The sequence below is a fragment of the Paenibacillus sp. N119s genome (assembly GCF_059447605.1).
In genome coordinates, this window is record NZ_JCAJRU010000153.1 from 1 (window position 1) to 12,627 (window position 12,627).

A 12,627-nucleotide genomic window follows, 5' to 3' on the forward strand; every position below is an offset into this window, starting at 1 on the left:
AACAACGCATTGAATCACGGAGTATTGAGTCCGATTGCGCTGGAGGAAGCTTCAAGAAGCGGGAAATCCGTTTTGTTCATGCTTGAATCCAATCCTGGGCCGGGCCTCGGTATTTTGTTGGCCTATTGCCTGTTTGGTAAAGGCTCTGCGAAGTCGTCTGCTCCTGGTGCAGTCATCATTCATTTTTTCGGCGGGATTCATGAAATTTATTTCCCTTACATTTTGATGAAGCCGATTCTGATTCTTGCTGCTATAGCAGGGGGCGTTGTGGGAACCTTCTGTTTTATGTTGACAGGTGCCGGACTGGTTGCTGCTCCTTCACCAGGCAGTATCATCGCTTATTTCCTGATGACACCAAAAGGTGGATATTTGCCGATGCTGAGCGGTGTGGTCGCTGCTGCGGTCGTATCCTTTGCTGTGGCCGCAGTATTGCTCAAGACAGGTAAGCAGAAGGAAGAGGGGCTGGAGGAAGCTGCATCCCGCCTGAAAGATATGAAAAATCAAAGCAAAGGTGCAAGTGCTAGCGCCACTGTAGCGGAAAGTAACCAAGCATCTGGTCGTACTGTCGAGGCTGCTACAGATCGGCTGTTCAAGGATAAATCCGAAGTGAACAAAATTGTCTTTTCCTGTGATGCAGGTATGGGCTCAAGTGCCATGGGAGCTTCCATTTTACGCAAGAAAATGAAACAGGCGGGCGTGGACGTTACGGTAACAAATACGGCAATCAGTGAAATTCCACAGGATGCGGACATTGTCATTACGCAAAAAACGTTGACAGACCGGGCTAAAACGGTAGCCCCGAATGCTGAGCACATTTCCATTGACAATTTTCTGAAAAGCCCTGAATACGAAGCGCTGGTTGACCGTCTGAAATCCGACTCTTAATTCCTATAAAGTCAGCCGTCTGTGTACAGTTTGTATTTCCTGCTGAAAGGGAATAGAGCTTGGGAAGGAACGGTATGCGCTTATGAATATTACGAAACGACAATCTGACATCGTGGAGTATCTTTTGGAGCAGCCCCAAGAGGTTACAGCTGGGGAAATTGCCGAGAAGATCAATGTCAGCACAAGGACGGTTCATCGGGAACTTGGCGCAGTCGAGTGTTGGTTGGCGGCTCATGAGGTAAAGCTGGAGAAAAAATCAGGGATCGGTATCTATGTGGATGCCGACCCGACTCAGCTTGCAAGTCTACGAGAGCAGTTGCTGTATACGAAGTCAGACGATTACTCGGCTGAGGAGAGAAAGATTGTAGTTCTGTGCATGCTGCTGGACACACAGGAGCCGATCAAGCTGCTGGCGCTGGCATCGGATTTGAAAGTTACAGTAACTACGGTCAGTCATGATCTGGACGAATTACAAGGATGGATCAAAGATCGAGGACTCGTGCTTGTGCGCAGACGGGGATACGGTGTCGAGATTACAGGACGGGAAATAGACAAAAGACGGGCGATTTCTGAGCTGGCTCTCGAATATTTGGATGAATCGGATCTGTTTTCTGGTCGTGAGGAGCTTCGACCGGTGACACGTGTCACTGAAAAGTTGCTGGAGATGATTGGCAGGGGGAACTTGCTAACCGTGGAGAACGCCCTCTGGCAGCCTCATGATCAATGGCTGAAAAACATGGTGGAAAGCAAATATATGGAGTTACTGATTCAAATTTGCGTGTCGCTGGCACGTCTGCGACTCGGGTACGTTGTAGAACATCGTCCCTCCCTCCAGTATTTGAAGACAGATTCGGAGGAGAATATCATGCTGCGCACAGCTATGGTAGAACGCATATGCGCAGAGTTGTCGGCGGCGCTGGCTATTGACTTTCCAGACCAGGAACGAAGTTATTTAAGGTTACTGTTCCGTGATGCTGAGGATCATTCCACACGGTTGCTGCCACTAGACGATCTTGTACTGCTGGAGTTGGTTCATGAGTTGATTCGTCGTGTGGAAGTAGAGACAGGCACACCACTGGCAGAGGACCGCGTTTTGCGAGAAGGACTGATTGCCCATATGGCCCCGGTACTCAAACGTTTGAGGGAAGGAAAGTCCATCCGCAACCCTCTCCTTCAGCAAATCCGCAAGGATTACGGTAGCTTGTTCGACTCGGTCAAAAAGGCTGCGGCGGATATGACAGAAATGGAAGTACCGGATGAAGAGATCGGATTTCTGGTCATGCATTTTGGCGCTTCGTTGGAGCGGCTGCGACAATTGCAGCGGGAGGTTCGAGCCATCGTAGTCTGCACGAGCGGAATTGGCTCCTCCAGACTTCTGGCAACAAGACTGGCCAAGGAGTTGCCACAGATCAAAATCTTGAATAGAGCCTCATGGTACGAGGCGACGCGGATTCCGAAGGAGGATTATGATCTGATCATTTCGACAGTGGAGCTGCCGCTTGAACCGGATCGTTATCTCAAAATCAGTCCGCTGCTGACGCAAGAGGAGAGTGACCGTCTGCGTCATTTTATCCAGCATATTACACTCAATCAACTTAATGACCATCCTCAGGAACAGGCCGTTCAGCCCGGCCAGGGCATGGAGTGGCTTACCGGTCTACGGAAAAGCCTTGAGGAGATTGTACACATTGTACAGCAATTTCAAGTATACCCGCTGGAAAACCAAGGGATGGATATGTCAGCTACTATAGAGGCTATCTGCATGTTGGAGGCAGTGCGGGGAAATGTCGCAGAGCCTTCTGTTGTTGCTGAACAACTTATAGAAAGAGAGCGTCAAGGGAGTCAGGTGATTTCTGATACTTCCGTTGCTTTGATTCATACGCGCAGTCCCTATGTTCGCCAGCCTTCGCTGACCTTGTATAGGCTGGCTGAGCCGCTGCTGGCGGATGTAGATGAGCAGGTAGAATGCGTCCTGCTGATGTTGGGACCTCGTGAGTTGCCGAAGGAAAGCTTGGAGGTATTGAGCGAGATTAGTGCATTACTGTTGCAGGAAGACATGATTACGCTACTGGAACATGGTAGCAGGGATCAGATTGCCAATTATATATCGAGTGAGCTGGCTGAATTTTTTCACAGTAAATTAGGGACAGGGAGGAATCTAACGTGAGTATTATGACGATAGACAAAATAAAAATGAACGCAACCGCCAAAGACAAATATGAGGCGATCCGTATGGCAGGGCAAATCCTGCTGGATGCGGGACATATTACAAGTGAGTACATTGACAAGATGCTTGAACGCGAGGAGATTGTATCCACCTATATCGGGAATGGGCTGGCGATTCCACATGGTACCAAGGAATCCAAGATGCTTGTTCAGTCTACAGGCATCTCCATCGTTCAGTTCCCGCAAGGCGTAGATTTCGGGGAAGAAAAAGCTTACATGGTGATCGGCATTGCAGCCCAAGGTGGCGATCATATGGAGATTTTGACTAATATCGCTGTAGTATGTGCGGAGGAAGAGAATATGGAAAAACTTCGCAATGCGGTGACTGCGGAGGAAATTATTGATCTGTTCGAAAGTGAGCTGGAGCTATGAGAGCCGTCCACTTTGGAGCAGGAAATATCGGTCGTGGCTTTATTGGGCTGATTTTGTCGCGCGCAGGCTATGAGGTTGTCTTTTCAGATGTCAATGAAACTCTTGTATCCGAGTTACGCCGCCGCAAGCAATATACGGTAGAGTTGGCGAATGATACGAAGGATACGGAGACGGTGACGAATGTAACCGCAATTGATGGCAAAGATGCATCCGCTGTAGCGGATGCGGTAGACCATGCCGATCTGGTAACGACCGCGGTAGGTGTCAGCATCCTCAGGCATATTGCCGCAGGTATTGCCGAGGGGATAGCAAGGCGAGTAGCACGAGGGGCGGGCCCGCTGCATGTCATCGCCTGTGAAAATGCAATCGGAGGCAGCGCCCAACTGAAAGAGCACGTTTTTGCGCTACTGGATGAGGCGACTCGTGCCAAGGCAGAGGTTTCGGTATATTTTCCCAATGCTGCGGTAGACCGGATTGTGCCAATCCAGCATCATGAGGACCCCTTGCATGTGCAGGTAGAGCCTTTTTACGAGTGGGTTGTGGATCGCTCGCAAATGGCTCCTGACCATGAGGAAATCGAGGGCATTCTTTATGTGCAGGATCTCGAACCTTATATTGAACGCAAGCTGTTCACGGTGAATACGGGGCATTGCGTGGCGGCCTATATTGGTTATATCGCAGGTTATGCCACGATTCAGGAAGCTATGAAGGATAAGAAGGTGGTGGATTCGATCCAAGGGGCGCTGGAGGAAACAGGAGCGGTGCTTGTGAGGCGTTTCGGTTTGAATCAAGGGGAGCATAAGAAGTACATCGCCAAGATTTTGGATCGCTTCCGCAATCCAAATCTGACAGACGAGGTTACTCGGGTCGGACGATCACCGCTGCGCAAGCTGTCTCCCAATGACCGTCTTATACGTCCCGCGCTGCAAGCGCAGGAGTATGGCATTCCAACTGATCATCTGGCATTAGGAATGGCAGCTGCCTGTAAATTTGATATTACGGAAGACCCTGAAGCAGTTGAGCTTCAGCAGGTGATTCGCAGCCATGGAGTGAGTGTGGCGCTGACACGATATACATCCATACCTGCAGATGACCCGTTACATCGGCAGGTTGTGGAGAAATACGATATTATAAATTCATAAAACAACGGAATAACACGCGATTATTTTAAAATCGTTAAGAACAGCAGCAAGATAAAACGATTATTCTTGTTTCGCATCGAAGCTCTACTATGCGAATAGCTGACGAAATTTTTCAAATGGATCACCGTCGACTCTCCTGAAAATTTCACATGTTTAGCATGCTTTTTTCTGCCTATTCTTTAAGTGATAAAAGCAAGGAAATAAATGTGATGTTTTAAAGGCGAAAGCTGTAGCCTGTTCATCGTTTTGTCATAAAATGGAGTGTACGTGCTAAAATGGAAGCGTCATCCTTATTTAAATCATCCAGCTTTTCAAGCTTGTCTTATTTTGATAGCCTATGAGGTGAGGATTTTGCAAATCCTGAGGTATAATGACAAGTCATAAACATCATAAATGATGGATGAACAGAGGCTATAAGCCGATGTATAAAAATGGGTGGTGAACAGGAATGTCTGATTTCAATCAGCTCAAGGGGCTTGAGCACACAGCATATCCCATATATGAAGGCAATGATTTGGGTCTTACTTATACGCCTGCAGGCAGCAATTTTAAGGTATGGGCACCGACTGCCCAGCAGGTTCATATAGCGTTGTATAACGACGCGGGGGTCTACGATCAGGAAGGAATCGTTCAGGAGCACGGCGGGGGTCAGGAATTTCCCATGAGTCGTGATGGTCAAGGTGTCTGGTCTATAGAACTGGAAGGCGACTGGAACAGATATTATTACATGTACAGGCTGGAGTGGGCAGACCACACTGTTCATTATGCTGCCGATCCATATGCCACAGCGGTATCAGCCAACGGGCAGCGTACGGCTATCATTGATTTGGATCAAACCAACCCGAATGGATGGGAAAGGGATAAGGGACCTGTACTTGAGCGTGCGACAGACGTCATTATCTATGAGCTTCATGTGCGTGATTTCTCGATGGACCCTCATTTTAATACGGGTATAAAAGGTTTATCTGCTGCTCAAGGGCGATTTGCAGCCTTTACGTATACGGGCTTAACGGATTCCGAGGGTAACCGTATCGGACTGGATCACTTGCTGGAGCTGGGTATTACACATGTTCATTTGCTTCCAGTGGCTGATTTTCATACGGTGAATGACTTTGTGGAATTAGGAACGGAATATAACTGGGGCTATGATCCACAGCACTATAATGTGCCAGAGGGGTCTTACTCTTCCAATCCAGCTGACCCGGAGGCGCGTATACGCGAGCTGAAACAGCTGGTACAGTCTCTGCATACGGCCGGTATCGGTGTCATTATGGACGTCGTGTACAATCATACGTATTCGGTGGAAAAGGGCCCATTTGAGCCTGTCGTACCTGGATATTACTACCGTACGGATGAGCAAGGGAAGCTCACCAATGGATCAGGTGTAGGTAATGAATTAGCAACCGAACGTCCTATGGTGCGCAAGTATATTAAGGATTCATTACGCTATTGGGCAGAAGAATATCACATAGATGGCTTCCGGTTTGATTTGATGGCGTTGATTGATACACCGACTGTAGAGCAGCTTACCCGAGAGCTTCGCTCTGAAATACGTTCCGATCTGCTGATCTATGGTGAGCCGTGGACAGGAGGGGAGTCCCCGCAGCCTTTGCTTACGTTAAAAGGAACGCAGCGGGACAAAGGTTTTGCCGTTTTTAACGACAATTACCGCTCTGCCATTAAGGGAGATAGCGACGGTACAGGAAGCGGATTTGCCACAGGGGCAGAAAATCAGGAGGAACGGGTACTACAAGGTGCTTTTGGGGCTATTTATGATTTCACAGCTCAGCCATCAGAGACCGTCAATTATGTAACGGCCCACGATAATCTCAATCTGTGGGATAAAATTTTGACGGTTAGACATTTGCGGGAGAATTGCCGTTTTCCGCAATGGGAGCAGGGGAACCCCAAAGATGGAAGAACAGCTAAGCAAGCTGTAGCAGAAGCAGATCCCTATCAGGAACTGGATGAAAGTAATCTGCTTGAAAATGAAACTGTACGCAAGTCCCTGTTGGCTAACGGCATGGTCCTGACCTCGCAAGGCATTCCTTTTATCCATGCAGGAGATGAACTGCTGCGCTCCAAATATGGAGACCACAACAGCTATCGAAGCTCTGATGCGGTGAACGCTATCCGTTGGGATAACAAGGCAAGGTTTCGCCCCGTGTTTGATTACTACCAGGGCTTAATTGCTTTACGGCGAAATCACCCGGCATTCCGCATGGATCGTCGTGAGCTGGTAGAGCAGCATATGGAAGTCCTGCAGAGCAGTGGGCATGTGGTGGCTTTTGCGTTGAGGCATCATGCTAACGGCGATGCCTGGAATCATATTGTGGTGATTTATAACGGCTCGGATACAGAGCAGACCCTATTATTGCCTGCGGAATCGGATCGATGGCATGTAGTCGTGGATGCACACGGGGCCGGGAATGAGACACGATATGAAGTGGTAGGCCATCGTGTGACGGTATCCCGTTGGTCTATGATGGTGTTGTACGATCAGGAAGAACCTGCGCGAGTCTTCTCTGTAACTGAAGAAAATCAAGCCAATCAGCAGACGGATAATGAAGCAAAAGGTTTGGATAAGCGGATGGATCTGGAAATTGCAGGTACTGCGCGGGCAGAGAGTCTCCTTGAAAGTGATGGAGGAGCTACCCCGTTTCGCACAATTGAATTGATCTACGAGCGTGCAGACCGGCAATACTCCGGCTGGAACGTGTGGGTATGGGGCACTGGGTACCGTGACGGGCATGTTGAATTTCAAGATTTAGATGATGGTCGGGCAGTAGCCCGTATTCAGGTGGCTCCTGATGTCCAGCGAATGGGCTACATTGTCCGTCTGAATCACTGGGATGCCAAGGATGTGGAAGCAGATCGATATATTGATGTAGACCTGACCCGGTCGGTGATGCAGGTGTTGATTCATAGTGGCAGAGAGGAATATTTATTACTGGTTAACGATAACCGGGCGGGATAGATTTGTAGGCCTGACTGCCATATATACACGAGAAAATAGCATTTTTCGATCAATTCGAGAGATGCTATTTTTTTTTGCAAACATGCTTCACTTTCAGAAAAAAGGGGTAAAATAGATTTATGGACTTGTTTAGTTTTGCCAGCTTGCTGGCTTATATTCTGTAGTACAACTGGTAAACAAGCAAGATTCTTGGAGAAAGACATTTGTAAGGTAACCTAAAGGAGGTTGTAATCATGAGTTCTAATGGAGGAAGTATTCAACTGACCGCCCAGCCGAGAACAGAGAAGAAGGGTTCGGCCATTCGTGGATTAAGGTTAAAAGGACGGATTCCAGCTGTGGTTTACGGCTCTGAGATTGAGGGTATTCCTGTACATGTTGATGCCAAGGAATTTAACAAAGTAGTCAGAACCGGACGTTCAGAGGTATTTAACCTCGCAGTGGAAGGCGGAGACACGATTCCGGTTATTATTAAAGATTATCAACAGCGTGACAACCAATGGTTGCATGCCGATTTTTTAAAGATTTCCAAAAACAAACCACTTCGCGTACGTGTCTCTATTGATTATCAGGGTACACCTGTAGGTACAAAAACAGGCGGTATTCTGCAAATTCAAGAAACAGAAGTCGAAGTTGAAGGGTTGCCTTCTGACTTGCCGTCCACCATTGAAGTGGATGTATCCGCATTGGATATTGGGGACAAGCTGAGCGCAAGCGACTTGAAGCTTCCTAATGGTGTAACGCTGCATGTCTCTGAAGAGGAACTGCTGGCATCCGTGATCGTTCCGCGTGCAGTCGAGGTAGAGAATGCTGCTGTGGAAGGTGATGCAGCGGCAACTGAAGGTGCTGGAGAGGCTTCCGGAAACAAGGAATCTTAAATCATCAGCGGGGACATGAACGTCTGCCAATTTAAGAAGTTGATCCAACCATAAGTCAAAACCGCTCCCTCTTAGGGTGCGGTTTTTTTCTTGAATGCACGACCATTCATTCAATACGCGTAATGATATGACGATATATATAGTAGGCATTTACATATTTATTTTATAAATACCTAATATATCTCTCTAAGGAGCGCGTACACAATCATGGACAGAACGAATGAATTGTTGTGGCAAAGAAACAAATTGGTGATCATTATTTTTTGGATTATGACTTTGAGCAGCATCGTCCCGGCAGTATCTAATCCCTCGATGTGGATATCTAGCGGTGTAGGATTTGTAGTCGCGGCAGTTTTGACGATTCTGAATATACAAAAGATAGGAATCCGACTTATTCCTTGGATTATTACATTTTATAGTGCATTAATATGTATATTGGTGAACTTATCTAGCGTGGAGGTAGTGACTACGATCTTTATTTGTTCATTGTTGCTGCTCTACCCATCTTACCGATATTTTTTGGCAGCTATGACTTTAAATCTATGTAATATTTTTGTACAAATTACGATCGGTACGCCTGCAACTCTGCCAGCTACCGGTTCTTTGCGTTATGTGCATGAGTTTATTATTGTATTGCTGATTGGGTTGCTATTGCTAGTGGTATCGGTGTTAAATCAAAAACAGTTTAAGATAACGGAAGAACAACATAAAAATATGGATGCCACAAGGCAACGTATTGAATTTCTGTTTGAGCAGGTAAGACAAGCGGTAACGGGATTACATAACTTTACAGAGCGATTCAGGAATCAAGTAGATGCTACAGGTAGCGTGACGAATGAAGTCGCCATCGGGTTTCAAGAGGTTGCCAAAGGGGTAGAAATGCAAGCTTCGAATATCACTGAGGTAACCGATAACTTGGCTCAGTCTGACCGGCACGTGCGCGAGGTTGCCGATCATTCCCGAGAGCTGAAGCAGCTCTCCGAGGATACGAAGAGTGCCGGGAGCAGAGGGAGCAGTCAACTGCTTGCATTAACGTCTCAAATTAAGGATTTGGGTCAGGTGATGAGTCGTACCAAAGAAGAATTGGATGAGTTCAAAGTGCAGAGTGACAATATGTCTGCCATGCTTAAAGATATTACTCAAATCTCAAAGCAAACCAATTTGCTGTCCTTGAATGCATCCATTGAGGCCGCCAGAGCGGGAGAGCATGGAAAAGGATTTGCGATCGTGGCTGGAGAAGTGCGTAATTTGGCTGAAATGGTTGGGAACACCTCGGTAGCAATGGAAGGTATTTTGGACCAGCTGAGAATGCAGATGGATTCCGTCGTAAGCCAATTCGACATGGGACAGGAAAGACTACAGCAAAGTATGGAGTCTGCACATTCGACCGAAATTGTACTGGAGGATATCCTGCAAAATGCCAGTAAAGTATTGACGCAGGCCGTGGAGGTAGAGTCCAGTACGAATAGCATGCAGCAATTCTCGTCTCAGGTCGTTCAAGAGATGATGGAATTTTCCAGTGTGACAGAACAAGCGAGTGCAGCGTCAGAACAAATATTGGCTGGAGTTGAGGAGCAACGAAATATAACCTCCAATATGGTGGCTGGATTTAGTGAACTGGAGGGATTGATCATTCAGTTGAAAGAACTGGTTCATGATCAGAATGAGAATAGCAAACCTACCAAAATCAGCAAAAGTAAATAATCGAACCGTTTGCAGTTTAAACGCTTTGTAACAAGGGGGAATGACCATGATCATGGGGAAGCAAGCACCTAAATTAAAAGCTGGGGACGAGATACGTATTCTTTCACCATCCAGAAGCTTGTCTATCGTTTCTAAGGAAAATCGTCTGATTGCCCTGAATAAGCTGGAGGGGCTTGGATTTAAAGTGAGCTTTTCGCAGCATGTGCTGGAAAACGATGACTTTGCATCTTCTTCGATCGAGTCTAGAGTAGCAGATTTGCATGAAGCTTTTATTGATCCAAAGGTAAAGGGCATCCTGACTTCGATTGGGGGCTATAATGCCAATCAGCTCCTTGCCCATTTGGATTATGAGCTGATCAGCGCTCATCCTAAACGATTATGTGGTTATTCGGATATAACGGCGTTAAGTCATGCGATTTATGCTAAAACGGGGATTATCACATATGCAGGACCGCACTTTTTGACGTTCGCTATGTTGCGAGGAAATGACTATACAACGACTTATTTTCAACGGTTAATGTTGGGGGAGGGTAGCATTCAAATCCAATCTTCGCCAGAGTGGAGTGACGATACTTGGTATCTGGATCAGGATAGAAGAAGCTTTCACCGCAATGCGGGTCCATATGCGATTCATGAAGGAGAAGCAGAGGGTACGATTGTGGGGGGAAACTTGTGTACTCTGAATTTGTTACAGGGAACCCCGTACATGCCTAGTCTAAAAGGAACCATTCTATTTGTTGAGGATGATTACGAAAGCTCACCCGCTACATTTGACCGGGATTTGCAATCATTGTTGCACCAGCCTGAATTTGATCAGGTCAAGGGGATTATCATAGGTCGGTTTCAGAAGGCGTCGCATATGACAGAGGAGTTGCTTAGGCAAATCATTAGTTCAAAAAGAGAATTGGCCTCTATTCCTGTGATTGTAGATGCCGATTTTGGCCACACCACGCCGCAGTTTACATACCCGATTGGCGGGAAGGCGATTATTCGGGCTTATAATGACAGGGTGAGTATTGAAATATGTGAGTAGTGGTAGGCATATCTGTTTTGATTTGGGAGGAACGCATGTGAACGCCTTGTTGGAAATGCTGATGCAGCTATTTGAACGCGCAGCATTGTTGCTGATTTGTTTGTTTTTTATTACACGTATCCCCCGATTTAAGGAAACCTTGCAGAAGAGCAGTCATTCACCAGCGGAGCTGACGATCCTAACATTGATTTTTTGCATGTTTGCATTGTTTGGCACCTACACCGGGATTGAAGTTGAAGGTTCGCTGGTTAACGTTCGCATCATCGCGATTATGGCGGGCGGTATTTTGTTTGGACCCTGGGTTGGGATCATTACAGGTATTGTATCGGGGATTCACCGTTATCTAATTGATATCGGGGGAATCACCTCGATTCCTTGTCTGATTACAAGTATTCTGGCAGGCGTGGTGTCAGGATATATCGGTCGCCGGGTCAATCGTTCCAAGAGATGGCTGGTCGGTATCGCCGCAGGTATGGTCTGCGAAGCGTTGACGATGCTGCTCATTCTGGTGATGGCACAACCCCATAGCCTTGGAGTGGACATCGTGGCCAAGATCGGTCTACCGATGATTATCGGAGAAGTAAGTATTGGCTTAATTGTTCTGTTGATCCAGAGTGTGGAGGGGGAAAAGGAGAATATCGCAGCCAGACAGGCCAAGCTGGCATTGGATATTGCCAACAAGACGCTGCCTTATTTTCGTTCAATTAATGCGGAATCCTTGCATACGATTTGCTCGATTATAAAAGAAGACATCAAGGCTGACGCGGTGGCGATTACGGATACCCGAGACGTGCTGGCTTATGTCGGTTTTGGCGAAGAACGCTATCATATCGGGGATGAAATCATTAGCGATGTGACTAAAGCGACGATCCGCAGCGGTAAAATCACGATCCGTAACCATATTGCTGACGATAAAACGCCCCAAATCCAGTCTCTGCTCATTATCCCTTTAGAGGAGCGGGGAGAAGTGACCGGGACCCTGAAGATTTACTACCGAAAAGCTTATAAAATCACGTATCCGCTGCAGACGATGGCGATTGGCTTGTCTCAAATCATATCCACGTTAATGGAAGTGTCACGTGTGGAGCAAATTAAGGAAGCGGCCAATAAGGCTGAGCTAAAGGCACTCCAGACTAAGATCAACCCTCATTTTCTATTCAATGCGTTAAATGCCATTGCCTCGACGACACGAACTAAGCCAGATAAGGCGCGCGAACTGATCATTAATTTGTCAGGCTATCTGCGTTATAATTTGGAGTTGAATGATGACTTGATCGAAATCCATAAGGAGCTTCAGCAGGTATCCGATTACGTGGAAATTGAAAAAGCCCGCTTCGGTAATCGGCTTCAGGTGGAGTATGTAATGGATGAGGTTTCCGTGCGTATTCCAAGCCTAATCATCCAGCCCTTGGT

9 protein-coding genes are annotated in these 12,627 nt (G+C 47.0%); all 9 read left to right on the forward strand.

Going from position 1 to position 12,627, the window contains the following annotated elements; translation table 11 throughout:
- Nucleotides 1-885: PTS transporter subunit EIIC (locus AC5V8P_RS16945; protein WP_495473735.1), on the forward strand; the 885-nt coding region annotated here is incomplete at its 5' end.
- An 82-nt stretch (nucleotides 886-967) separates the two neighbouring features.
- Entirely contained in the window at nucleotides 968-3,052 is a 2,085-nt protein-coding gene (locus AC5V8P_RS16950; RefSeq protein WP_064796832.1) for a BglG family transcription antiterminator, read from the forward strand.
- Nucleotides 3,049-3,483, forward strand: coding sequence for a PTS mannitol transporter subunit IIA (locus AC5V8P_RS16955; RefSeq protein WP_064796831.1), 435 nt, complete (start codon nucleotides 3,049-3,051; stop codon nucleotides 3,481-3,483). The genes AC5V8P_RS16950 and AC5V8P_RS16955 overlap by 4 nt, the downstream gene beginning before the upstream one ends.
- Nucleotides 3,480-4,625, forward strand: a complete 1,146-nt coding sequence (locus AC5V8P_RS16960; protein WP_064796830.1) for a mannitol-1-phosphate 5-dehydrogenase — start codon at nucleotides 3,480-3,482, stop codon at nucleotides 4,623-4,625. The genes AC5V8P_RS16955 and AC5V8P_RS16960 overlap by 4 nt, the downstream gene beginning before the upstream one ends.
- Before the next feature lie 448 nt (nucleotides 4,626-5,073).
- Nucleotides 5,074-7,602, forward strand: a complete 2,529-nt coding sequence (gene pulA, locus AC5V8P_RS16965) for a type I pullulanase (RefSeq protein WP_064796829.1) — start codon at nucleotides 5,074-5,076, stop codon at nucleotides 7,600-7,602.
- A 233-nt stretch (nucleotides 7,603-7,835) separates the two neighbouring features.
- Entirely contained in the window at nucleotides 7,836-8,477 is a 642-nt protein-coding gene (locus tag AC5V8P_RS16970; RefSeq protein WP_064796828.1) for a 50S ribosomal protein L25, read from the forward strand.
- Between the two features lie 207 nt (nucleotides 8,478-8,684).
- Nucleotides 8,685-10,181, forward strand: a complete 1,497-nt coding sequence (locus tag AC5V8P_RS16975) for a methyl-accepting chemotaxis protein (RefSeq protein ID WP_064796827.1) — start codon at nucleotides 8,685-8,687, stop codon at nucleotides 10,179-10,181.
- Between the two features lie 46 nt (nucleotides 10,182-10,227).
- The gene (locus AC5V8P_RS16980) at nucleotides 10,228-11,214 is read left to right on the forward strand and encodes a S66 family peptidase (RefSeq protein ID WP_063212067.1); all 987 of its coding nucleotides are present in this window, start codon (nucleotides 10,228-10,230) and stop codon (nucleotides 11,212-11,214) included.
- A gap of 37 nt (nucleotides 11,215-11,251) precedes the next feature.
- A partial coding sequence (locus tag AC5V8P_RS16985) for a LytS/YhcK type 5TM receptor domain-containing protein (RefSeq protein WP_495473736.1) occupies nucleotides 11,252-12,627 on the forward strand: 1,376 nt, incomplete at its 3' end.